Origin of the sequence: Mesorhizobium carmichaelinearum (assembly GCF_900199455.1) — a bacterium.
Taxonomy (GTDB): Bacteria; Pseudomonadota; Alphaproteobacteria; order Rhizobiales; family Rhizobiaceae; genus Mesorhizobium; species Mesorhizobium carmichaelinearum.
The window spans coordinates 19,360-41,259 of sequence record NZ_FZQR01000031.1 but is presented as its reverse complement, the minus strand read 5'-3'; the positions used below and the strand labels follow the sequence as shown (position 1 = coordinate 41,259).

Here is a 21,900-nt window from a genome sequence, read left to right as displayed (position 1 = left end):
CAGGAAAACCCAAACTCTATAAAATGCATTATTGGTTGCGCTTTGATGCATAGGATGTAGTTATGGACATGTCACTCCGCCAGCTCCGCTATGTTGCGGCTGTTGCAGAATCGGGCTCGATCGCTGCAGCGGCCCGAACCTGCCGGATTTCGCAATCGTCTATTCTGTCGGCCGTCGACGCCGCTGAGATCGAGATGGGGGCCCGACTGTTCGAGCGACGCCCCTCACGCGGCGTGGTCGCAACGCCTGCGGGTGAGCGCTTCTTAGCTTCTGCGCGACTGCTTCTGGCAGCGGAAGCAGAATTCGAGCGCTCAATGGAGAGGCACAGCCCCAAGGCGCCGGCGGTTCTTCGGCTAGGTTGTTTCGAACCTTTCGGAGCTCTCTTTATGCCCGAGCTTTTGCGTCGTTTCATCGACCAAGAAGGAGTTGAGGTCCAGCTGTTCGAGGGCGAGCAGCCACAACTCCTAAGGTGGCTGGAAGGCAATACTGTGGATGCCGTGGTAACCTATGACATAGGTGGAGGGCTTCCTGGGGATGCCGCAATTTTAGCACGTGTTCCCCCTCATGCTCTGTTGCACGTTGACAGTGCCTTGGCCAAGCATTCTGAAGTTAGCCTGACCGAACTCGCGCGGTTGCCTCTGGTGCTTCTCGACTTGCCGCAAACTTCTGCGTATTTGTTGAGCTTGTTCGATATCGTTGGAGAACGGCCAAAAGTGGGTTTTAGAACCCGTAGCTACGAGTCTGTGCGGGCCGCAGTCGCCTGCGGGTTCGGGTTTTCAATTCTCAACATGCGGCCCCTCGGTCGTGGAAGTCCAGACAGCGATAGTTTGACGCGCAAACGCATAGTCGAACAATTACCTGCGCCGCAATTGGTGATCGTTGATCGGTATGGGCCAGCGAAGCCCCCTTTCCTACGGCGTTTCACCAGTGTGGCGCAGATGTTTTTCCACGAAATTGACTCCAAGTATTTTGGGGATTTCGGTGGATAAGCCTCGGCCGATCTTGCTGGCCAATCCCTAGGAGACCAGTAATTTCTCTGGGGTTACGCGGCGCGCAGAAGGGGTGGTTTGGGCTTGAATAATGGGGGCACGTTTGGCTCTGGCTGTCGGAAGGGTGCCCGCAGCCGATCGCGAAGTTCGCCATTGATGTAGGCCGTCCGGACCTGCATCAGCATGTGGGCACCGTGGGGGGACCAGCGCATCTGCTGCTTTTGACCATCCGCTTGCCGACAAGTGAATTCACCGCCGACTCGGCCAGAGCGGAGGCAACGCGAAGCCCAGCCCGATAGCGCTTTCCATAGTTGACGATCGCGCCGCGCCGCGATTTGAATGGACATAGGTCAGGAGCTGCGAGGCGAAGTTATAAAGCCGTGCGATCGAGAACTCGCCGTCCCTTTGCGAGTCTTTCAGTCTCGCCAGGAGTTGCTCCAGCATGATTGTCGCATTCATGGCTGGATGTCAGATACTCGCAAACACGCTCTTCACCGCGTCCGCCGTCTTCGAAACGACGATGTCGGCCTCCTCACGTGTCAGGCAGAGCGGCGGTGCGAAGCCGAGGATATCGCCCTGCGGCATGGCCCGGCCGATGACGCCGCTCGCGGCCAGTGCCGTCGCGACCTGCGGGCCGATCTTCTGCGAAGCGTCGAAGAACACCCTGTCGTCCCTGTCGGCGACAAACTCGACCGCCGCCAGCATGCCGTCGCCACGCACATCGCCGACATTTTTGTGGTCGCCGACCGCCTTGGCGAGCTCCGCGCGGAAATAGCCGCCGGTCTCGCGGGCGTTCGTCACCAGGTCCATCTCGTCGATCAGTTCGAGATTGGCGACACCGGCGGCAACGCAGATCGGGTGCGCCGAATAGGTCCAGCCATGGCCTAGCGAACCGAGCTTGTCGGAACCCTGCACCAGAACCTGCCACATCTTGTCGGCGACGATGACGCCCGACAGTGGCGCGTAGGCCGAGGTCAGACCCTTGGCGATGGTGATGAGGTCCGGCTTGATGCCGTAATGGTCGGAGCCGAACATTGTGCCGAGCCGGCCAAAGCCCGTGACCACCTCGTCGGCAACCAGCAGCACATCATACTTCTTCAGCACCGCCTGGATCTTTTCCCAGTAGCCGGCAGGCGGCGGCACGATGCCGCCGGTGCCGAGGATCGGCTCGCCGATGAAGGCGGCGACGGTTTCCGGGCCTTCGGCCAGGATCATCTCCTCGAGTTTGTCAGCGCAATGCTGCGAGAACTGCTCTTCGCTCATCGAGCGGTCGGCGCGGCGGAAGTAGTAGGGCGCCTCGGTGTGCAGCACCGGCGCGCGCGGCAGGTCGAAGGCATTGTGAAACAGGTCGAGCCCGGTCAGCGAACCGGTCATCACGCCCGAGCCGTGATAGCCGCGCCAGCGCGAGATGATCTTCTTCTTCTCCGGCCGGCCGAGCACGTTGTTGTAGTACCAGATCAGCTTGATGTTGGTTTCGTTGGCGTCCGAACCCGAGAGGCCGAAATAGACCCGGCTCATGCCTTTCGGCGCGCGGTCGATGATCATCTTTGACAGCGTGATCGAGGCCTCGGTGCCGTGGCCGACATAGGCGTGGTAATAGGCGAGGTTCTTCGCCTGCGCGGCAATGGCGTCGGCGATCTTCTGGCGGCCATAGCCGACATTGACGCAATAGAGGCCGGCGAATGCATCGAGGCTCTTCTTGCCATTGTTGTCCCAGACGGTGACGCCTTCGCCGCCGGCCATGATGCGGGTCGGCGATTCACCCCGGGCGTGCGTGCCCATGTGGGTCGAGGGATGGAAGAAATGGTCGCGATCCCAGGCGGCGAGTTCGTTGGACTGGTCGAGCATTTTTTTGACTCCTCGAGCGATGGGCCGGACGAACCTATGCAAGGTCCAGGCAGAGATACTTCAGATCGGTGAAAGCTTCGAGCCCATGGCGCGAGCCTTCGCGGCCGATGCCGGATTGCTTGACGCCGCCGAAGGGGATCGGCGCGCCGGTGATCTTGACGCGGTTGATGGCAACCATGCCGTAGTCGAGTGCGCGGCCCATGCGTTGCTGACGCGCGCCGTTCTCGGTCACGACATAGGTGACCAGGCCATATTCGGTGGCGTTGGCGCGGGCAATCACCTCGGCCTCGCTGTCGAATGGCGTCACCGCCGCGACCGGGCCAAAGGTCTCTTCGCGCATGATCAGCGCTTCGTCGGCGACATCTACCAGCAGCGTCGGCTGGTAGAACAGCGATCCCGCCGCGTGAAGCTTGCCGCCGGCAAGGCAGCGCGCGCCGCGGGCGAGCGCGTCGGCAACCTGTTCCTCGACTTTGCCGATAGCCCGCTCGTGCATCAGCGGGCCGATGTCGGTATCGTCGGCAAGCCCATTGCCGGTTCGCAGCGTCTCGATGCGCCGCGCAAAGGCGGCGCAGAAACGGTCGTAAAGGGAGCGCTGCACATAGATGCGGTTGGCGGCGAGGCAGTCCTGGCCCGAGGTGGCGAATTTGGCGTCGAGCGCGATCGTCACTGCCTTTTCGATATCGGCGTCGTCGAAGACGATCAGCGGCGCGTGGCCGCCGAGCTCCATCACCAGCCGCTTCATTGTCGGCGCGCTCTGTGCGGCGATCAGCCTGCCAATTTCTGTCGAGCCGGTGAAGCTCATCGCGCGGACCCGTGGATCTTCACACATCCGCCCGACGATCGTCGCGGCTTTGCCGGTGATGACGTTGAAGACACCAGCGGGCAGTCCGGCGCGCTCGCCGAGTTCGGCCAGCGCCAGCGCCGACAGCGGCGTTTCCGCAGAGGGATGGGCAACGATGGTGCAGCCAGCGGCAAGGGCCGCGGCCGCCTTGCGGGTCAGCATCGCCGATGGAAAATTCCACGGTGTGACTACACCGACAACGCCGAGCGGCTCGCGCCGCACCATCATTTCAGCGTTCGGCAGATGGCTGGTGACGCTCTCGGCGTTCAGGCGTCTTGCTTCTTCCGCATACCATTCGACGAAGGAGGCGGCATAGTCGATCTCGCCCAGCGACTCCTTGAGCGGCTTGCCCTGCTCAAGCGTCATGAGCAGGGCGAGGTCGTCTTTGGCGGTGATGATCAGCTCGAACCATTTTCGCAGGATTTTCGACCGCTCCTGCGGAAGCAACGCCCGCCAGGCCGGAAAGGCGCGCGTCGCTGCATCAATGGCAGTTGTGGTCTGCTGGGCATTGAGAGCAGAGACGAAAGCGACGGTGGCGCCGCTGGCTGGATCGGTGACTTCGAAGCTTTCAGCAACCTCGCTCGCCGTCCACTGTCCATCGACATAGGCGAGCTCGCGCAGCAGCCGACGATCGACGAGGCGGTCGAGTGCGTCATGGCGGATCGTGCGGGCAAAGTGCGCGGACATGGTGGAGGCCTCCCGGATCGGACTGATACAGGGAGACTATTCGCCATCGGCAGCCAGAGAGGCTGTTTGGATGCCTACCTGAAGAGAGATTCTCTTTATTGCGCGCGCCGGCAAGAGAATATAACTCCGCTACAAATGTGGTGGCAGCAGGTCGGCCAACGGCAAGACGGTCTCATCCTTCACCGTCTTGGTGACTATGTAAGTGAAGTAGCGGTCGATGCCGATCTCCCGCTCGAGCAAGGCATCGACCAGCCTCTGGTAGGCGTCGACATCGCGCGCCATAACCTTCAGCACATAGTCGACGCCGCCACCCACCGACCAGCAGGCAACGATCTCGGGAATGTCGCGGATAACGCGCTCGAAACGGTCGAAATCGGCCTGGCGATGGCTGGCCAGCGTCACTTCCATCAAGACGGTGGCGACGGGGGCGACGACGCGGATTGCAATCGATGCATGATAGCCCGAGACGATGCCGGCCTTTTCCAGCTTGCGCAGCCGCATCCAGCACGGCGTTGGCGACAGCCCGACCTTGTCGGCCAACGCCAGCTTGGTGATGCGCCCATCGCGCTGGATGGCATCGAGGATTTTGAGGTCGATCGGGTCAAGTTTCGGTGCAGCCATCATGTCCACTTTTTCGTCGAGACCGGTAATTTCTTCTGTGGTTGCCGCCTGTGATGAAAGAAGGCGACGTCCCGAATGGGCAAAATGATCGAACAGATCTGGATCGGGAAAACCAGATAATTTGACCGAGCCTGCGAGCTCGTCCCAGAGATATGGACCCGATCCGCAGGTCACCATACCGGCCAGCGGCTTCTGAAAGCGCCGCATTCAAAGGCCTTACAGAAGACCTCGCTCGATCACCACCCATAGGATCAGAAACTTCTTGCATCACAGGCGGCAACCACAGAAGAAATTACCGGTCTCTCCCTGACGATCGTCGGGGCAGTGGCAGCGGCACTTGCTTACCTGGCTTTGGGCTTTGGCTCTCTTTCAAGCTGTTGGCCACGGTGAGATAGTAGTTTCGGGCCGTCGCATTCATCTGACGCTCACCCAACGCTCGGAGGGCCCGAACCTTTACCTCGGTCGCCAGACTATCGTCCGGATCGAGCGCGAGTAGGTAATCGGCCTGTTCTGCGGCCCACTGGAACTCTTCGACCTCGAGCGCTGCTTGCGCACTCTCCAACATTCTCTCTCGACCACCGATCATAGCGACCAGCTTTTCCGCCCGTTCCTTATCGGTCATCGGAAAGATTTTGGTTGGGTTACCGTCAAACCAGCCCGCATTCTGAGAGTAGATCCCGCGCACCGACCATGCGACAGTGCCGTAGAATTCTTGCAGATAAGGATGCTTCGCGAGCTTTTCCGGCAGTTTAATTTCCTGGACCAGCTCGTCGGGTGTCTTCCCTTTGGCAATGCCCTCCATCGTCCTGTCATAGACGAATTTGATGCCGTCGCGAGAAGCCACAAGTGCGTCTTTCGCTTTAGCGGCATCCTGGATAGTGCCCATATGTCCGGGGACCACGAAATCCGGATCAAGGGCGATCAGCTTGTTCAGGCTCGAAATCCACTTCTCCACCGGGCGAGTTGGCAAGCCCCGCAGCGGAGCGATGTTGGGGAAGGTCTTCAAGAAGACATCACCAGCGATGAGCACCTTGCGATCAGGTAGCCAGACCGAGATGTTCTCGTCAGCTTCGCCCGGCGTGAAGATCAACTTGAGCTGCACGCCCGCAATCGTCAGGTCTTCTTCATCGCCGTCAAAAGTCTTGGTCGGGGGGATGAAGCCCTCGCGCGTATGAGGCGTTACCCGGCCGTACTCCAACTGCGTGCCTGCGTTGCGGTGGTTCCTCGCTGCCGGGCGTTCTCGCTAAGGATCGGCCGTACATTCAGGCTCATGAGCAGTCCCCGAAGGCCGATGTGGTTGGCGAGATCCTCAATCGAGGCGCCCACCTTGATGTTGCGAACGTTCTTCTGGGAGAGTTCGAGATTGTCGAAGGGAATGTCATCCGATCGGTCGAGGGTGATCTTCTGAATAGCCTTTGGCATGTCGTTTCTTCGTAGCGGGCCGGCCGGAGCCTCCCGAACCTCCAAACCCGCTGCAACCGTTCCCCCCTCTGCCTTCCGGCCGCGCTGCGCCCTTCCCGGTTCGCGCTGTCTGCGGAACCGGCTCCAACCCATCCGAAAAACAGAGGGGGAACGCGGCGCATCATCGCCATTGGCACGTAGAAGCGCTCCAACGCGCATTCTGACTGCTAGGGATGTGATTGGCGTCGAGGCCGCTTGCTCCGTGGGTGATCAAAACACCAAGCACATTGTTCTCGATCATGTCGTAAAGAACGTCTCGGTTTGGCTCATTGAAATGCGCAGGGACATACATGACTGATCCTTTCGTTGATCAAGCCTCACACGGTTCACCAACCGGAGCCTGAGGGCAGATTTTGCAATACCTCGGCGATCTCGCGCTTTGCCGCGGCAGAGACCGGCAGGATCGGGAATGGGGGTTCGGTGGAACAAATGTCCAGCAATTCGGCGAGTGCATAGACGACGCGAAGGCTGGAGAATTTCTTGAAGAGATCCCACACAGGCATCAGTCTGCGGTCCAGTCTGCGTGCTTCCTCGGCGTCTCCGCGCTGCGCTGCCCTGACGATTTTCAGACAGGGTTCGGGCAAGATGCCGCCGAGGACGCTGTACCATGTGTCGGCTCCGGCGATCATGGCTTCGGAGCAGTTCCGGTCGCCACTGTAGCCGATCGAGAATTCCTCCGGAACGATGCGCCTCTGCTCAGCCAGATGGCTGTTGATCGTATCGCCACCATCGGTTGGATGTAAGCGGTCAGCCGATAACGTCAGGCCCTAAAGTTCCAAGGCATGAGCATTTCGATTTCGGATGCCGGCCAGCCTTGAGCGATGCGGGTCAAGGTCTGCGAGAGCCAGTCGAGCGGATCGACGCTGTTCATTTTGCAGGTTTGCAGCAAGGTGGCTACCGTCGCCCAGGTTCGTAACCTAAATCGGGCGAGCATGGCCAGAGTACTCCCGAGGCCGCCCTTGCGATCATGCGGTCTATGGCGACCCGATGGTCCGATGCCGACATTGCCGCTACTCTCAACCGAATGGGAATGCAGACCGGACAAGGCAAAACCTGGACAGGGCGCCGTGTCGGGGCACTGCGCACAGTCCATAAAATCCACGGCTACCGATCCGCCGAAAAGAATGGCGAGAGGCTCACGCTGACCGAAGCCGCCAAAAAGCTTGGAGTTACTGCCCATCGCGTCCGTCGACTGATCAAGGAGGGCGTGCTCCCTACCGAGCAGGTGGTGCCGGATGCGCCGCACCAAATACGAGCTACGGATCTGGAAAAGGACGAAGTGACCCAGTTTCAGCGTCACAGAGGCCCGTGTCGCATCAAAATGGAAAGCCAAAAGTCCCTGTTTCCGGACGTTTGAAGAGGAGGTGCAGTATGAATCGGTCGTTGTTTGGGGCCTGATCGCGCGCTCGACGATGTTGGAGTCGATCTCGATGCGACCGTCCATCAGAAAGCGTCCCAGCGCCTCCCGCCGGGTGAGCGCGTAGCGGATTGCCTCGGCGGTCTTGGATTTTCTGGAGACCTTGTGCAGTTCCGCTTCCCATAGATCGAAGAGGCTCGCGACAATGGCCACGGACTTTTCCTGACGGAGCGCGGCGCGGCTTCCGGCATCCTTGCCGCGAACCTCGTCCTCGACCTTCCACAATTCGGTCATGGCGATGATCGTTACCGTCGCGGCCTGCGAGACCCCGGTGATGTGCAGGTCGTAGAATTTGCGCCGCAGGTGAGCCCAGCACCCGGCGAGTCGGATTGTTTCATTACTGCCGGCTTTGGCCCGTGCCTTGACCAGGTTGGTATAGGCCGAGTAGCCATCCACTTGCAGGATGCCGCTGAATCCGGCGAGGTGGCGCGCCACGCAATCGGCGCCTCTGCTGTCTTCAAAACGATAGGCAACCATTGGCGGACTGGTTCCGCCATAGGGTCGATCATCCCGTGCGTAGGCCCATAGCCAGGCTTTCGTGGTTTTCCCGGAACCGGGGGCAAGGGTGGGCAAGGTCGTCTCGTCGGCGAAGACCCTTTCGCCCTCCTTCACACGCTCCAGGATATAATCGGCGAGCATCTGCAATTCAAAGCCCAGATGCCCCATCCACTGCGCCATCAGCGACCGGCTGATCTCGACACCGTCGCGCAGATAGATGGCCTCCTGCCGGTAAAGCGGGAGGCCATCGGCGTATTTCGACACGGCGATATAGGCGAGCAGCCTCTCCGTAGGCAGGCCGCTTTCGATGATGTGGGCCGGCGCCAGAGTCTGGACCACGCCGTCACGGCCCCGGAAGGCGTATTTGGGACGGCGCGTGACGATGACCCGGAACTTCGGCGGCACGACGTCCAGCCGTTCAGAGCGATCCTCACCGATCAGGACCTTTTCCAACTCCTCGCAGTCGGCCGGGATTTCCGGCTCGATAACTTCCTCGATGCGTTCGAGGTGGGCGGCAAAACCCTTGCGCGGGCGCGGGGCTCGCTTCGGCTTGTCCCCGGCCGCGTGAGCAAGTTCGCTCCGGATTTCCGAAAGGCCGGTCTCGACCTCCTCGAAGACAAAGGAGACCTGCTCGTCGTCGATGGCCAGGCGTAGCCGCTCGGAACGCGTGCCATGTTGCGTGCGCTGCAAAACTTTCAGGATCGACGTGAGGTTGGCGATCCGCTCGCTGGCGCTCTTCTCGACGGCCTTCAGCCGGGTGACCTCCGTCTCAGATGCTGCGATCCGAGCTTCGGCGACTGCGATCCGGGCCTCGCTCGCAGCCTGCTCGCGAGCCATGGAAAGGATCATCGCCTTCAGCGCATCAACGTCGTCGGGAAGGGCAAGACCCGGTAGAACCATGGCAAGCAACAGAACACAAAAACAGCCGCTTTCCCAACCGTTCCAGCCGCATGATTCATCTTGCCGCAGGCCGGTTTCAGCCCGTCGATAACGGCCGCCTGACCCTGGCCGGACGGATCTTTTTCCAGTCTAGCCCGGCCAGAAGCGCCATCAACTGGGCGTGGTCGAGACGCATGCGCGCGACCGATATCGCAGACCAGCAGAAGCTGTGATCTTCTAGAGTCTTCGAATAAAGACAAACCCCGCTGCCGTCCCACCACACGATGCGAACCCGGTCCGCACGCTTCGAACGGAATACGTGAAGCGCCCCGGAGAACGGGTCCAGGCCGCCATCCCTGACCAAAGCCATCAACGATGCCGCGCCCTTGCGGAAGTCGACCGGCTGGCACGACACGTAAACCACCACACCGGAAGCGATCATGCCTTGCGAACCGCGCGGATGATCCTCGCCAGGCGATCGGGATCAACATCGCCGCCGGTGCGCACCACTGCATCGCCAATGACGATTTCCACCGTGTCGCTGCCCACCGCTTCAAAGCGCGTGAACTTCGCCGGCTTGCTCGCTCCCTCCGTCAGTGGCGCAAGCATGCCCGACGAAAGCGCCTTGCGGCGCCACGCATAGAGCTGCGAGGGGTCCAGCCCCTCGGAACGCGCAACCGCCGACACATTGCCCCCTGGCGAGAACGCTTCGGCGACAAGCCGTGCCTTCTCTTCGTCCGACCGATGGCGCGGCTTGCGTCGGGACGGCACAGGCTCCGCCGTCAAAATCTCGAATGTTCGATGATGGCTCATACTGTCGCTCATAGGATTCTCCGCATGATTCATGCTGAAAATGAGCGATCAACCGCCTGCACGCTACGTGGGGATGCCTACGCGCTTACGGTTGGATTCTTGATTGCGACGATCCCCGGCATCTTTCCTAGACGGCCGACAAGTGCCGGGGTGAACTGGAAGTGCGTGGTGCCTGGATTGTCGTAAATGACAATCGGCAGTCCGCTTTCGCGCGCCACGGTCGAGAAATGTTCGAACACCTCGTCGTCGGTGAGCGGCGCGTAAGAGACAGCCGCAAGCAATCCCGCTGTAGCGCCGATAGCCTTGGCGTCCTGCGCGAACTTCACTGCCTCATCGGTGCGCAGCGCGCCCACGCCGACGACGACGGGCGTTTGCCCTCCGGTTTCGCCGAGCGTCTCGGTGATGGCCCGACGTCGTTCCTCGCGCGTCAGATACATGTAGCTGCCGGTGCTGCCGAGCAGGCCGATGGAATCGACTTGCGCTGCGCAAAGCCTGGCAACCAACTTGCGCAGCGCCGTGGCATCGACCCGACCGTCCCGGTGAGTTGGCGTGATAGGGAAAGCGGAAAGCCCGCTCAGGATTGCCATTGCATTGCTCCAGATTTCTGCATGACCGTGTCAGTGTTGAAATCGATGCGGAACTGGGCTCATCAGAGCGCGTCCAGTGCCTGCCTCAGATCGGCAATCAGGTCGTCGTCAAGGTGAATTTACTCGCACGCCAGGCGTGGGCTTCACGAATGCGCGCGGATTCCCTAATATCCCGCTTCTAGGTTCTATTGCTATATACAGCTTGTGTATGCTTGTAATCTAGCTTATGGTTTCGCAGATTGGATGGTTGTGCGTGGCACAGCGTGAATTGCTGTTAGATGGAGGACTCGTAAATGGCGGAAGCTGCAAGACAGGCTATTGTTTCTGAAAAGTGGGAACCAGAAATGGACAACGGTCGGGCGTGGCGCGCGCGGATCGGCTTTGTCCTGATTTCGAGCGACCACCTGATCGAAGAAGACACGATGCGCATGGCGCCCGAGGGCGTCTGTGTGCACTTCACACGTTCGCACATGCCCATCGGCTGCACGGTCGAGAACCTGGCCGCGATGGAAAGCGGACTGGCGGCAGCCGCTGCGGAGTTGATGCCGGAATTCGACGTTTCGGTTATGTGCTATGCCTGTACGTCGGGTACCGCGGTAATGGGTGAAGAAGCGGTCACTCGCGAACTGAAGCGTGCCCATCCCAACCGCCAAGCGACGACGCTTCTGACGGGTGTGGTAGAGGGCCTTCGCGCTCTGTCCGCCAAAAAAATTGTGGTCGGTACGCCCTACACGGATGAGGTAACATCGGTCGTGGCGCAGCACATGCAAAAGAGCGGTTTCGAGCTCCTGAACGTTCAGGGCCTGGATTTGACGTACGACAAGGATATTACCCGAGTTACCCCGGCATACATTCGCGAGTTCGCAAAGGCGATCGACCACCCTGACGCCGACGCGATCTTCCTGAGCTGCGGGGGCTTCCGAGCCATCGATGTCATCGATCAGATCGAGCAGGATACTGGCAAGCCCGTTGTTACCAGTAACCAGGGCATGATGTGGAACTGTCTGCGTCTTGCGGGTATCAACGATCAGTTCGATGGATACGGCCGACTGCTGCGAGAGCACTGATCAGTTTCCGGTAGGTGCATCGATTTTGTTAGCCAGGTCCTTTACCTGAGAGCTGTAGATTTGCCCCGGCGAGTCTTTGAGGCGCGGCCCGTTCTCGGGCTGCGCTGCTTGAGTTTGCCACCGGAGTCGGTCCTGTGTCGCGCCGTCGGCAGCATCCCATCCGTTCTCACTGACTGACAACTTCCCTCCTCTGCCCCTTTCAAGTGCAGAATATAGCCACCGGTGACCCCTATCGCCGCAGTGCATCTTGCGATGTCAAATCGCCGGGGCCTTCGAGCGGAATAAATAGCCTCAGCACACTAACAACGCCTGTCAGTCGCTGGAAATATATCGGCTTACTTTTTTCAGCATCCGGCGCACGTAGTCGGCTCTCGCTTTGCCAAGCTTGCCCACGTCATTGGCCAATAGCGCATCATTTAGACGGTTCAATTCAGCCAACACTTCCTCGACAACGCTATCCCACTCCAAATTCGGCAAGAAGGTGTACCAGATGCGAGCAACCCTGTAATAGAGAACGCCAGAGATCTCACGCATCGGTATGCTGCCCATCAGGTCGTTAACCAAGGCTTCGAGATCATTGGACAGGTGTGCGAATTCCTCGATATCGGGCTTGCCGCGAAGCTGTTCGGCACGCTGAATCAATTCCTTCAACACGTCCCGATGGCGATCCGTGATCCAGTTTGGAGAAAGGGTTCCCATATTTTCAGCAAGAAGAATTCGAAGGTCATAAATGTCCTTGAACGTCTTCATGTCGATGTCGGTTACACGAGTGCCGACGCCATTTCTGATTTCGAGTAGGCCCTCATAGTTCAGTTGCTGAAGAACACGTCGCAAAGGAGTGCGACTGACGCCGAACTCGCTTGCGAGTTGCGTTTCATTTATCATCATGCCGGGCGGATAATGCAATATACTGATCCGCTTCCGGATACTTTCATACATCCGTCGCTGCCGTTGCTCTGCCGTTTCTTTAATAACTCTGTCCATCGTTAAAAATCTCGCTCCGTCGGTCGGTGGCGACGCGCAATTCTCGAACTCGAGCAAGAATTGGCCGATTGCCCATATGAGTCGAATTCCCTTGACATGTCAGCCCCGTGCTGCATCATAGCTGTATATAGGTCGTACACCGGTACCTTCAATGCACAACATAGGCCACGACCGGAGCCTTAACAAGAACCAAATCTTGATCGGCAGCAAACCAAAATGCCAGAGTTTTCGAGTGTTATCAAAACCGGAGTCCTCGGCGGCGCGGCGCTCGCCGTTCCAAACCTAACGGAATCACTTGTCGGCACCGCGGCGTCGCGAACTCTCTCTCCGTCGCGGAGTGGGGCCCACCCTGGATTGACAGCTCGAAGGCACTTGCGGCTGAATGGGGCAAGGCCTCCGTCGACTGGACGCTTCAATGGCGTCTGGCATCTTTGCCGGGCGCTCTAAGACCGCGGAGTCGCTGATGAAATCTCTAAAGAGCACTACCCTGTTGTTGTTGCCCGGATTAGTTCTGTTTTTGGCTTTTCTGGTGCTGCCACTCGCAAACATTGTTGACGAGAGCCTTCGTCTTTTCGAACCAGGACGTATTGGCTCAGCCAAGGATGCTCCTTACACGCTGGCCAACTACGCGGAGATCCTACAACCGTCGTACCTGATATATTTTGCCGAGACCTTCAAATTTGGCATTCTGTCATCGCTCATCGCATTGGTCGTTTCTTTCCCGATCGCCTATGGCGTCGCAAGACAGAACAACCCGTTCTGGCGGAAGCTTGCAGTCGGGTTCCTCATCGGCATGATGTTCTTGAGCACTTTGGTGAGAGTGAATGCTCTCCAGCTGACGTTCGGTCCGACCGGTTATGCCCAATTCATAGCGGGCCTGCTCGACGTATCGCCGAGTGGCCGATTTTACACCGAAATGGTGGTGACGTTCGGGTTGCTGCATTACTTGATTCCAATTTCAGCGCTCACACTGATTGGCACCATACAAAATCTAAACCCGAGGCTGGTCGAAGCCTCTCAGGTGCTTGGGGCTTCGAGACTGGCATCGCACCTGTCAATCACGCTGCCGCTTTGCATTCCTGGACTCGTGTCTGCCTTCCTGATCAGTTTCACGTTATGCCTCAGCGCCTTCGTGGTCCCCATGATCCTCGGTAAGGGTAAAGTACTTTTCGTCTCCAATCTTATATACGCACGCTTCAGTGAGATCGCTAATTACCCAAGCGGATCCGCAGTCGCTATCACCATGCTCGTCGTCGCCCTGATTACAATTTACGCTCTGACGTGGATGGTTTCAAAGTGGCACGGCGACCTTAAATGAGGACAGACCTGTGAAACGCTTTATCGATCACGCCGCAGCCTGGTTGAGTGTTGCCAATCTTGTCATTGTACTGATCTTCCTCGTATTCCCGATTATCGTCGCTATAACAATGTCGTTCGACGGTCGCGAATATCTGGGCAGGTTTCCGCCGCCAGTATACTCGCTGCGCTGGTACGAGAGGTTCATTTCTGATACCTACTATTTGACCGGCTTGGCAACGAGCCTCAAGCTCGCAACAATCGCAACGATCGTCTCGACAGCCGCGGGCGTGTGCACCGCAATTGGGCTTGACCGCTATGAGGGTCCGGGCAAGCAGGCGTTGGAAACGTTGTTTCTTTCGTCTCTCGTCGTCCCGGCTGTCGTCATCGGTTTTGCATTGTTGCTGTCATTCGCAATGGTCGGCGTCTTCGATGGTTTCACCCGTCTGCTCGCTGGGCACATCATAATTACGTTTCCTTACACCGTACGCACAACCCTTGCGGGGCTCGTCGGAATCCGGAAGACACTGACGGAAGCTGCGATGAGCCTGGGTGCCACCGAGCGCCGAGCATTTTGGGACATCACCTTTCCGCTTGCCCGAACCGGCATGGTCGCCGGCGCGGTTTTTGCATTCGCCTTCTCCATGGACGACGTGGCGGTGAGTTTGTTCCTCACCTCCCCGGACTCCTACACGCTGCCAGTCGCGATGGTCAGTATGATGCGAACAAACTTCGATCTGACGATCGCGGCAGCTTCGGTGGTGCTGATGGTGTTCACGTTCGCCTTGATCCTCTTCCTGGACTGGGCAGTCGGGCTTGATCGCCTGATCGGCAAAGGCGTCTTTAGCTCACAAGGGGAACCATCATGAGTGTCCTTCAACTTTCGCACGTCACAAAACGCTACGGAGCCTTCATCGCCGTTGATGATATCTCGTTCAGTGTTGAAAAAGGTAAGATCTTGTCTTTGCTCGGCCCCAGCGGCTGCGGTAAGACGACAACCCTGCGAATGATCTCCGGGTTCGAAGTCGCCAACGAAGGCGCAGTAATGTTCTCCGGCATCGATATGAAGGGTCGTCGGCCGTACGAACGCAATGTAGGTCTCCTTTTTCAGGATTATGCTCTGTTTCCGCATATGACAGTTGTCGAAAATATCGCCTATGGACTGAAACACCGCAAGTTTGACAAGGCAAAGATCCCGGATCGGGTAGCGGAAATGGTTTCCCTAGTAAAACTCAAGGGCTTCGAGCACAGGCGGCCGGGCCGGTTGAGTGGGGGTCAGCAACAGCGCGTGGCGCTTGCGCGCGCCCTGGCAACATATCCGGAGGTGGTTTTGCTCGATGAGCCGCTTTCCGCTCTAGATGCGAAACTGCGTCAGGAACTCCGCTTCGAACTGAAAGAAATTCTCGCTGCCGTGAACGCTACGACGATTGTTGTTACCCATGATCAGGAAGAGGCGATGAGCCTTGGTGATAGCGTGATCGTCATGAGTGGAGGCAAGATCATGCAGCAAGGAGCGCCGACAGAGATTTATGCCGATCCAAAGACACGTTTCGTGGCCGAATTTATTGGCCGATCGAACTGGTTTAGTGGTCAGCTGGCGCCCGGTACAGGAGGCCTCGCTAAGTTCAAGGCCACCAGCGGTATCAACATGATCGTGCCCGTATCTGGAGGCCACCTGACCGGTGGACAGTATGATGTCTGCGTGAGGCCAGAGCGCATACAGATCGACGCAGCCACGGTAGCGTCGGCGGGCACGCCTGTGAACGAAATACGCGGTGCCATAAGGGACATCGCCCACCTCGGTGCTGACCTTCATCTAGTGGTGGAAATCGCTGGTGGTCAACTGCTTACCGTGACTGAAAAATATACTGGTCAGACACTCGAGCAAACCGGCCAGGAGGTTTCAATTTCCTTTCGTCCGCGGGACTGCATCGTCGTACCAAGTGGCTCGTGAGCCTCGAAGGGGTAAGCACGCATACCACACTCCGGGCGCCCATTAGTCGATGGCAGGATGGTTTTACACCTTCATCCCGCCACTTTTACTGAGAAGCGAAACGCGTTGCGCCTAAACGCCTTGGCCACACGCTTACCGAACTACTCGCCCACCCCGCTTCGTTATCTCATTAGTTGCACACTGGCCCCCGACCCGGGCGCCGGGGAGCAGGCGCAAATTTAGAAGTCAATCAGTCAATCGGCGAGGCGCTGAGGCAGCCCATTTCGTAGAAAGCTTAAGAGCGCTACCGCCCCTTTGCCACCGGCGGCTGCCGCCGGAAGGCTGGAAGCCCAGAAGGGTTCCGACGACAGCCACGACTTACGACTTGGGAGGCTATGCGAATACAAAGCGCGCTGCAAAGCGGAGTGGGTCAGCCCGCCAATCGCGCCTTAACCAGCGCGGCGGCTGCTGTATAGCCCATGGTGGGAACGAGTTGCGAAAGCCGTGCTGCCTTCGCACCAGTCAAGAATGGCTTGCACGTCCTCAACGCAGGTTCTGGTGAACGTCAAAACGGCATTGCGAAGGAGTCGCATCGCTTAATGCATGCTTAAGATAATCACCGGCTCCATGGCATTTAGCTGGAGCTGTCCGGCTTCGGCCGCCATGCCAACAGTGGTTTCCAAACCGTAGACATAGAAACAAACCTGGTTCAGTGATTTTTCCCGGCATAAGCGACGAGCCAGGTTGGAGTGCCGGAAGGACGATTTCACCGATACCGCCGTGCGGACCGCTTGATAGCAGCCGAAAATCGTTTGCGATCTTAGAGAGCTTGGCAGCGACCCTTTTGAGAAGGCCCATGTGAAACATGAATGCGCCCATATCCCAGCTCGCGTCTATCAAGTCTTTGAGCCGACTACAGGCAGCCCCGTATATCGGGACAGATGCTCAAGCACACGCGCACGGTAAGCCGGTGTGGCAGCAATGCCTGTTCCGATAGCAGTCCCGCCGAGATTCACCTCCAGGAACAGCCGTTGTGTTTCCGTGAGGCGCTCGCAGTCTTCCAAGACAGTCGTTGCGAACGCTGCGAATCTTGCCCGAGCGTCATGGAGACGGCGTCTTGCAACTGTGTTCGCCCGAGTTTTTTGATCCCGGCGAAGTCGTTGGCCCTGTTGTTGAGAGCGGTTGCGAGCACGACAAGCGCCTCTCGCAGACTACGGCTCGCCGGAATAACCGATAGTCGCACGGCAGTGGCATAGGCGTCGTTTGTTGACTGTTACCGGTTGACGTCGTCATTGGGGTGAACGAGACGCCCCTCCCCTCGCACGCCGCCGAGCAATTCACTGGCGCGGTTGGCCAAGACTTCATTCATATTCATGTTCGTGGAGGTGCCCGCGCCGCCCTGAACCACATCGACGAGTAACTCGCCATCGTGTTTACCAGCCAGTACCTCGTGGCAAGCCGAGACAATCGCGTCGCGCTTACATCGGCGAGCAAGCCTTCGTCATAATTTGCTTGAGCTGCAGCCATCTTCACGCGTGCGAGCGCTTCGACGACATGTGGCATCCGGTTGATGGTTATGCCAGAAATCGGAAAATTGTCGATCGCTCTGGCGGTCTGCGCGCCGTAGTAGCGATCCGACCGTACATTGACAGGGCCTAAGGGGTCAGTTTCAATCCGATGGTCGACAGACATGCCATCCTCCGCGTTAGGGGCTGACCGCCGCTACCGCTCAAATTTTTGCTTACATCGCCAGCTGCTTTGATCGCCTCGTGGCATGCTCAACAGACCTCTGCCGCGTCCGCATCAAACGCCGTTGGTGCCGCAGCGGCACGTGGAAGCCGTCGGCTGATTTCATTCATTCCGCGCCTCATCGCGCGAGATGACCTTGCTGATACGGTCGAGCGCCATTGCTGCCTGGTTTCGCCTGCGAAAGCCGAAGCCCCGCAAATCCCCGCGCTGCAGTGCGGTAATCAGTTCACGAACTTCCGACGAGAGCAGTTCAACTTCTTCATTCCAATCAAGCTTCGGCACGCAACTGAGCCAAATCCGGCCAATCTCGAAATAAAGGTTCTCTGTGATTTCTCGCGCCCTTACATTCGAAATCGCTCCGGCAAGCGCTTCTTCCACATCCCGGTGGATGCGACCGAGCAAATGGATGTCATGCGTCGACTGCAACTGTTTCGTTTCCTCGGCCAATCGTTCGAGACAAGTTATAGTCCACTCGTGGATCGGCAGATCAATGAACCTGTAAAGGTTCTCAGCCAGAACCATCCGTACTTCATAGATCTGGCTGAGCATTTTCACGTCAACTTCCGTCACTGTGGTGTAGGAACCTTGTGAGCGAACTAACAGATGCTCGAACTCAAGGCGTTGAAGGACCTTGCGCAAAGGCGTTCGACTGACACCAAATTCAGCAGCCAGCGTATTCTCCGATAATCTGGTTCCCGGCGAATACTCTAGAAGTGCAATACGAGTACGCAGCGCCTCGTATATTGTGGACACCGAACTAAAAGACTGATCAGTCTCTTGAATGTTCATCGCCTTTGTAGTCCTACACACGGTTGAGGAAGCCAGTTCAGGTCTGGCGACCGCGACTTCAGACCTCAGCTAATTCGCGGGTGGTGTTCGTCAAAAAGGCCCCGCCAGACTTTTCCACTACCACACAATCGGAAAGGAAGTTGTCGCTGCCATCATTATCGTGGATCCAGGTCAACAGGTGGAATGTCATCCCCTCCTGCAGTTCCAGAGTGCTGGCCCCATGCAGGCTGTTGATCCCCGGTCCACCCGTCCATGTGGGAGGGAACGAAATGCCGACGGTATAGCCGCAGTGTTCGAGCCGAGGAGAAACGCCGGAAGTGACCAAGTGTGAATGCCAGGCAGCATGTACCTGCGAGGCCGCCACGCCTGGCTTCAGAGCGTTCAGTGCCTTCACGTGAGCCTCATTGGCGATCTTTGCAAGCTTCTTGGCCGCTTCGGGCGCCGCGCCAATGTATCCGGTCCGTGCCATCGGGGCATGGTAACGATCAATGCATGCGGAAAGCTCGAGGAGAAATGAATCCCCTATTTTGAGCGTTCGGGAGGTCCACGACGTGTGGGGCTCGCATATTCTGTCAACTGAACGAATAAATGGCGGAAAGCCGGGCGACTGGCCCCCTGCGGCAATCATTGCACGATAGACTTCGGCGGCAACGATGTTTTCTGCAACGTCACTACCCGCAGTCCGAATTCCGGTCGACACCATCACATCAGAAATGGCCGCCGCGCGCTTCATCTGCTCAATCTCAAAAGAAGACTTTACAAGGCGCATTGCCTCTACAATCCCAGACGAATCGAGGAACTCAGCCTGCGTGAGCGCGCTGCGTAGCGACGCGTCAATGGCGACGTTCCAAGCACTGTTCCTTTGCAGCGCAATTCGAGCTTCCGGTCCCGCAATTGCTGTGAGCGTCGAAGAGATCGCCGCCGGAACGTCATCGTTGTCCAGATAAGGAACATACTCGACGTCGACCGCTTGCCTCAAGATGGTAGGCGCCTCGATCTTCCTTCCAAAGAGAACGGGCTTACCTTCGACGGGCACCAATAGGGCATGCAGGCAAAAATAGCCTTCGTAATCGAGCCCTGCGAGATAGTAGATGTTTTCGGGGCTGGTGAAGATCGCGACATCGATGCCGCGCTGACGGCACGTCTCCCTTACCCTATCAAGGCGATGCCCGCGCTCAGCTCGGGCTTGACTAAAGATCTGATCCATCTTCGATTCCTTTCTAACGTGGAGTGACCTACCGCTTTGATGCTATCTCTGATGGCATCATGAAGCGTTTCGCCGCTATTGATGGCGGCACCGAAGTTCTTGCGGCGGCTTACCGCGACGCGCTGTTGAAGCGAGCATTACGCTGGTTCAATTGGTCCACCACCAACATCAAGATGATCGCCATCGCGATCAGGAGGGTGGCCACCGCTGTTATTGTCGGGTTGAAACTTTCCCTCACCCCACTCCACATCCGGATGGGAACCGTATGTTGCGGCGGTGTCGCCAGGAATAGCGTCACGACGATCTCGTCCCACGACCAGACAAAGGCAAAGATTGCACCGGAGACCACGCCAGGCAAAATCAGTGGCAGCGTCACCTCATAGAAGGCGCGCGCCGGCGACGCGCCGTGGACCTCTGCTGCACGCAGGAGTGTTTGGTTGAAGCCCTTCAGTGTGGCGGACACGGTTATCACAACAAATGGAGCCCCGAGCGCCGCGTGAGCCAAAATCAGACTCCAGAAGGTCCCCACGAGTTTCAATTTCGCGAAGACATAGAAGAGCCCAAGCCCAGACACGATTGCCGGCACCACAAGCGGTGATACAAGAACAGCATAGACCAGGTTCCTGTATCGCCACGTGCTCTGGCTCAGGCCCAAGGCCGCCAGTGTTCCCAGTGTCGTCGCTACGAAGGTCGACGAGATGCCAACGATGAAACTATTCAGGATTCCTCTTTGCCACATGACTGAGGCTGACGAGTCCCCGAAAATCTCCGCATACCACCGCCATGAGAATCCCGGCATCGGATAGGTGAAATAGGGCGCCGAGTTGAAGGAAAGCGGTATGATGACGATGATCGGCAGAATGAGGAACGCCAATGTCATCGTGCTGAAGACACCGAGTGCCAACTTGGGAAAGCTGGGATTTCGTTTGGTCAAGCCCATCATGCCTCCCGCGTGGTGGCGGTTGCTCCAAGTCTACCGAACAAAAGTATGACTGCTCCGACCACCGCCAGCAGCAGCACACTCAGGGCGGCAGCAAGGCCCCAATTGCCGAAGTTGCTGGCATTTTGCGCGATGTAATAGCTCAACATCTGATCGGCGGGCCCACCAAGAAGAGCGGGCGTGATGTAGAACCCGAGGGTGATGATAAACACCAACAATACGCCAGCGCTCAAACCCGGAACGCTTAGCGGAAGGTAAACCTCCCAGAAGGTGCGTACAGGGTGAGCGCCAAGAGTCGCCGCCGCGTTCAGGTATGTTTTTGGAATCTTCAACATGACACTATAAAGCGGAAGTACCATGAAGGGCAGCATGACGTGCGTCATGGCAACATAAACGGCAAACCGGTTATAGATGAGTTCCAGCGGCTGCGACCAAAGACCAAGGAACATCCCCGTGTCGTTAATCAGCCCGTGTTTTTGCAGAAGCACAAACCAGGCGGTTGTGCGGACCAACAGCGACGTCCAGAATGGAAGCAGGACAAAAAGGATGAGCCTGTTGCGTAAGCGCTCGGGCGCATTCGCGAGAAAATAGGACAGCGGATAACCCAGAACCACGCAGGCTGAAGTGACCACGAGCGTCATCCACAAAGTCCTGACCAACACGTCGAGGTAAAGGCCACGCCCCTCCGTGGCAGGTTCGCTGGTGGAGAATCCCAGTGCGGTTCTGAAGTAGAACAGTGAGTATTTGCTGGATGCGTCGCGAAGCGCAAGCCAATAGCGAGCGTCTTTCCATCGTTGATCAATCTGGACAAGTGCGTCCGTGGCATCGACCGCCGGCGCATCGGATATTTTCTGACCGGTTTTCATCAGAAGAGATTGAAAGCCGGGGATCGCATAGTTCAATCGATTTCCGGCCTGACCAAGTGTTCTGTCGAGGGCGGCCTGTTTGACGTCGGCCGCGAGAGCGGCAAATACCTGGGCGCTTGGCAGCCCCTCGCCGTCCCACGCTTGGATAAGAGTTGCGGTGTTGGGAAGCGCCCTGGAGACTTCCGGGTCTTCGACACTTCTTATTAACATCAAGACGATGGGAACCACGAAAATAGCCGTGAGGTAGATGAAGAGAGGTGCGACGAGTACACCTCGACGCATCTCTTTCATCGTCAATTCACGGCGATAATTGAGGGCGGCCGACTCTTCCAGGCCATCGGATAAGGCTTTGGCAGCGATCATCACTCAAATGCTCCGTTGAATTCCAAGCTGATCCTGTCCAGTAAGAGCGGGCCGGCGTCCTGCGA

23 protein-coding genes and 3 pseudogenes are annotated in these 21,900 nt (G+C 58.0%); 5 read left to right on the top strand and 21 right to left on the bottom strand.

Annotation, left to right across the window (positions count from 1 at the left end):
* Positions 1–62 precede the first annotated feature (62 nt).
* Complete coding sequence (locus tag CKW40_RS35985; RefSeq protein ID WP_095204449.1) at positions 63–989, top strand: LysR family transcriptional regulator; 927 nt, start codon at positions 63–65, stop codon at positions 987–989.
* A gap of 143 nt (positions 990–1,132) precedes the next feature.
* On the opposite strand, the pseudogene CKW40_RS46055 reads toward CKW40_RS35985, so the two are convergent.
* The 13 genes and pseudogenes from CKW40_RS46055 to CKW40_RS35915 all read right to left on the bottom strand — a co-directional run.
* A pseudogene (locus tag CKW40_RS46055) lies at positions 1,133–1,308 on the bottom strand (ISKra4-like element ISMet1 family transposase); the annotation flags it as partial.
* The gene (locus CKW40_RS46050) at positions 1,239–1,448 is read right to left on the bottom strand and encodes a hypothetical protein (RefSeq protein ID WP_095204448.1); all 210 of its coding nucleotides are present in this window, start codon (positions 1,446–1,448) and stop codon (positions 1,239–1,241) included. The gene CKW40_RS46050 and the pseudogene CKW40_RS46055, both read right to left, overlap by 70 nt.
* Positions 1,449–1,457: 9 nt before the next feature.
* Positions 1,458–2,837 (bottom strand): aspartate aminotransferase family protein, encoded by a 1,380-nt coding sequence (locus tag CKW40_RS35975; RefSeq protein ID WP_095204447.1) that lies wholly within the window; start codon positions 2,835–2,837, stop codon positions 1,458–1,460.
* A gap of 34 nt (positions 2,838–2,871) precedes the next feature.
* Complete coding sequence (locus tag CKW40_RS35970) at positions 2,872–4,365, bottom strand: NAD-dependent succinate-semialdehyde dehydrogenase (protein WP_095204446.1); 1,494 nt, start codon at positions 4,363–4,365, stop codon at positions 2,872–2,874.
* 129 nt (positions 4,366–4,494) lie between these two features.
* The gene (locus tag CKW40_RS35965; RefSeq protein ID WP_095204464.1) at positions 4,495–4,986 is read right to left on the bottom strand and encodes an Lrp/AsnC family transcriptional regulator; all 492 of its coding nucleotides are present in this window, start codon (positions 4,984–4,986) and stop codon (positions 4,495–4,497) included.
* Positions 4,987–5,278: 292 nt separating this feature from the next.
* On the bottom strand, positions 5,279–6,184 hold the full coding sequence (locus tag CKW40_RS35960) for an alkyl sulfatase dimerization domain-containing protein (protein ID WP_244571415.1): 906 nt from the start codon (positions 6,182–6,184) through the stop codon (positions 5,279–5,281).
* A complete protein-coding gene (locus CKW40_RS35955; RefSeq protein ID WP_179298237.1) occupies positions 6,166–6,408 on the bottom strand; it encodes a hypothetical protein in 243 nt (80 codons plus the stop codon). Before CKW40_RS35955 ends, CKW40_RS35960 begins: the two co-directional genes overlap by 19 nt.
* Positions 6,409–6,568: 160 nt before the next feature.
* Positions 6,569–6,739 carry an FMN-binding negative transcriptional regulator gene (locus CKW40_RS44875; RefSeq protein ID WP_280175421.1) on the bottom strand — a complete coding sequence of 57 codons (171 nt, stop codon included), beginning with the start codon at positions 6,737–6,739 and terminating at the stop codon, positions 6,569–6,571.
* A gap of 34 nt (positions 6,740–6,773) precedes the next feature.
* Positions 6,774–7,133: a dihydrodipicolinate synthase family protein gene (locus tag CKW40_RS35945; protein ID WP_280175422.1), complete on the bottom strand. Its 360-nt coding sequence runs from the start codon at positions 7,131–7,133 to the stop codon at positions 6,774–6,776.
* 74 nt (positions 7,134–7,207) lie between these two features.
* Positions 7,208–9,262 (bottom strand): IS66 family transposase, encoded by a 2,055-nt coding sequence (gene tnpC, locus CKW40_RS35930; RefSeq protein ID WP_439331029.1) that lies wholly within the window; start codon positions 9,260–9,262, stop codon positions 7,208–7,210.
* A gap of 76 nt (positions 9,263–9,338) precedes the next feature.
* Entirely contained in the window at positions 9,339–9,683 is a 345-nt protein-coding gene (gene tnpB / locus CKW40_RS35925; protein ID WP_095204444.1) for an IS66 family insertion sequence element accessory protein TnpB, read from the bottom strand.
* Entirely contained in the window at positions 9,680–10,066 is a 387-nt protein-coding gene (locus tag CKW40_RS35920) for a transposase (protein ID WP_095204443.1), read from the bottom strand. Before CKW40_RS35920 ends, tnpB begins: the two co-directional genes overlap by 4 nt.
* 80 nt (positions 10,067–10,146) lie before the next feature.
* Positions 10,147–10,641, bottom strand: a pseudogene (locus tag CKW40_RS35915) (dihydrodipicolinate synthase family protein); the annotation flags it as partial.
* Positions 10,642–10,934: 293 nt separating this feature from the next.
* Between CKW40_RS35915 and CKW40_RS35910 the strand changes: the two are divergent.
* Positions 10,935–11,708 (top strand): maleate cis-trans isomerase family protein, encoded by a 774-nt coding sequence (locus CKW40_RS35910; RefSeq protein WP_095204442.1) that lies wholly within the window; start codon positions 10,935–10,937, stop codon positions 11,706–11,708.
* 312 nt (positions 11,709–12,020) lie between these two features.
* Here the strand turns inward: CKW40_RS35910 and CKW40_RS35905 are convergent, their stop codons facing one another.
* The gene (locus CKW40_RS35905) at positions 12,021–12,692 is read right to left on the bottom strand and encodes a GntR family transcriptional regulator (RefSeq protein WP_095204441.1); all 672 of its coding nucleotides are present in this window, start codon (positions 12,690–12,692) and stop codon (positions 12,021–12,023) included.
* Between the two features lie 415 nt (positions 12,693–13,107).
* On the opposite strand from CKW40_RS35905, the gene CKW40_RS35900 reads away from it, so the two are divergent.
* The 3 genes from CKW40_RS35900 to CKW40_RS35890 are packed head-to-tail and all read left to right on the top strand — an operon-like array spanning position 13,108 to position 15,942.
* Positions 13,108–14,010, top strand: coding sequence for an ABC transporter permease (locus CKW40_RS35900; RefSeq protein WP_179298236.1), 903 nt, complete (start codon positions 13,108–13,110; stop codon positions 14,008–14,010).
* Between the two features lie 10 nt (positions 14,011–14,020).
* The gene (locus CKW40_RS35895) at positions 14,021–14,857 is read left to right on the top strand and encodes an ABC transporter permease (RefSeq protein WP_244571414.1); all 837 of its coding nucleotides are present in this window, start codon (positions 14,021–14,023) and stop codon (positions 14,855–14,857) included.
* Positions 14,854–15,942: an ABC transporter ATP-binding protein gene (locus tag CKW40_RS35890; RefSeq protein ID WP_244571413.1), complete on the top strand. Its 1,089-nt coding sequence runs from the start codon at positions 14,854–14,856 to the stop codon at positions 15,940–15,942. The genes CKW40_RS35895 and CKW40_RS35890 overlap by 4 nt, the downstream gene beginning before the upstream one ends.
* Before the next feature lie 522 nt (positions 15,943–16,464).
* On the opposite strand, the gene CKW40_RS45790 is transcribed toward CKW40_RS35890, so the two are convergent.
* The 7 genes and pseudogenes from CKW40_RS45790 to CKW40_RS35850 all read right to left on the bottom strand — a co-directional run bounded on the left by CKW40_RS45790 (position 16,465) and on the right by CKW40_RS35850 (position 21,835).
* Positions 16,465–16,821 (bottom strand): lyase family protein, encoded by a 357-nt coding sequence (locus CKW40_RS45790; RefSeq protein WP_369333061.1) that lies wholly within the window; start codon positions 16,819–16,821, stop codon positions 16,465–16,467.
* Positions 16,818–17,365 (bottom strand): annotated as a pseudogene (locus CKW40_RS45475) (lyase family protein). Before CKW40_RS45475 ends, CKW40_RS45790 begins: the two are co-directional and overlap by 4 nt.
* Positions 17,293–17,613, bottom strand: coding sequence for a hypothetical protein (locus CKW40_RS43305; protein WP_143748440.1), 321 nt, complete (start codon positions 17,611–17,613; stop codon positions 17,293–17,295). Before CKW40_RS43305 ends, CKW40_RS45475 begins: the two are co-directional and overlap by 73 nt.
* Positions 17,614–17,772: 159 nt before the next feature.
* A complete protein-coding gene (locus CKW40_RS35865) occupies positions 17,773–18,459 on the bottom strand; it encodes a GntR family transcriptional regulator (protein ID WP_095204434.1) in 687 nt (228 codons plus the stop codon).
* A 58-nt stretch (positions 18,460–18,517) separates the two neighbouring features.
* Positions 18,518–19,666, bottom strand: a complete 1,149-nt coding sequence (locus tag CKW40_RS35860) for a M24 family metallopeptidase (protein WP_095204433.1) — start codon at positions 19,664–19,666, stop codon at positions 18,518–18,520.
* 109 nt (positions 19,667–19,775) lie between these two features.
* Positions 19,776–20,606 carry an ABC transporter permease gene (locus CKW40_RS35855; RefSeq protein WP_095204461.1) on the bottom strand — a complete coding sequence of 277 codons (831 nt, stop codon included), beginning with the start codon at positions 20,604–20,606 and terminating at the stop codon, positions 19,776–19,778.
* On the bottom strand, positions 20,606–21,835 hold the full coding sequence (locus CKW40_RS35850) for an ABC transporter permease (RefSeq protein WP_095204432.1): 1,230 nt from the start codon (positions 21,833–21,835) through the stop codon (positions 20,606–20,608). The genes CKW40_RS35855 and CKW40_RS35850 overlap by 1 nt, the downstream gene beginning before the upstream one ends.
* Positions 21,836–21,900 lie beyond the last annotated feature (65 nt).

Coding starts and splice junctions, on each gene's coding strand:
- CKW40_RS35985 (WP_095204449.1), top strand. CDS start 63: ATGGACATGTCACTCCGCCAGCTCCGCTATGTTGCGGCTGTTGCAGAA.
- CKW40_RS46050 (WP_095204448.1), bottom strand. CDS start 1,448: ATGAATGCGACAATCATGCTGGAGCAACTCCTGGCGAGACTGAAAGAC.
- CKW40_RS35975 (WP_095204447.1), bottom strand. CDS start 2,837: ATGCTCGACCAGTCCAACGAACTCGCCGCCTGGGATCGCGACCATTTC.
- CKW40_RS35970 (WP_095204446.1), bottom strand. CDS start 4,365: ATGTCCGCGCACTTTGCCCGCACGATCCGCCATGACGCACTCGACCGC.
- CKW40_RS35965 (WP_095204464.1), bottom strand. CDS start 4,986: ATGGCTGCACCGAAACTTGACCCGATCGACCTCAAAATCCTCGATGCC.
- CKW40_RS35955 (WP_179298237.1), bottom strand. CDS start 6,408: ATGCCAAAGGCTATTCAGAAGATCACCCTCGACCGATCGGATGACATT.
- CKW40_RS44875 (WP_280175421.1), bottom strand. CDS start 6,739: ATGTATGTCCCTGCGCATTTCAATGAGCCAAACCGAGACGTTCTTTAC.
- tnpC (WP_439331029.1), bottom strand. CDS start 9,262: ATGGTTCTACCGGGTCTTGCCCTTCCCGACGACGTTGATGCGCTGAAG.
- tnpB (WP_095204444.1), bottom strand. CDS start 9,683: ATGATCGCTTCCGGTGTGGTGGTTTACGTGTCGTGCCAGCCGGTCGAC.
- CKW40_RS35920 (WP_095204443.1), bottom strand. CDS start 10,066: ATGAGCGACAGTATGAGCCATCATCGAACATTCGAGATTTTGACGGCG.
- CKW40_RS35910 (WP_095204442.1), top strand. CDS start 10,935: ATGGCGGAAGCTGCAAGACAGGCTATTGTTTCTGAAAAGTGGGAACCA.
- CKW40_RS35905 (WP_095204441.1), bottom strand. CDS start 12,692: ATGGACAGAGTTATTAAAGAAACGGCAGAGCAACGGCAGCGACGGATG.
- CKW40_RS35900 (WP_179298236.1), top strand. CDS start 13,108: ATGGCGTCTGGCATCTTTGCCGGGCGCTCTAAGACCGCGGAGTCGCTG.
- CKW40_RS35890 (WP_244571413.1), top strand. CDS start 14,854: ATGAGTGTCCTTCAACTTTCGCACGTCACAAAACGCTACGGAGCCTTC.
- CKW40_RS43305 (WP_143748440.1), bottom strand. CDS start 17,613: ATGTCTGTCGACCATCGGATTGAAACTGACCCCTTAGGCCCTGTCAAT.
- CKW40_RS35865 (WP_095204434.1), bottom strand. CDS start 18,459: ATGAACATTCAAGAGACTGATCAGTCTTTTAGTTCGGTGTCCACAATA.
- CKW40_RS35860 (WP_095204433.1), bottom strand. CDS start 19,666: ATGGATCAGATCTTTAGTCAAGCCCGAGCTGAGCGCGGGCATCGCCTT.
- CKW40_RS35855 (WP_095204461.1), bottom strand. CDS start 20,606: ATGGGCTTGACCAAACGAAATCCCAGCTTTCCCAAGTTGGCACTCGGT.
- CKW40_RS35850 (WP_095204432.1), bottom strand. CDS start 21,835: ATGATCGCTGCCAAAGCCTTATCCGATGGCCTGGAAGAGTCGGCCGCC.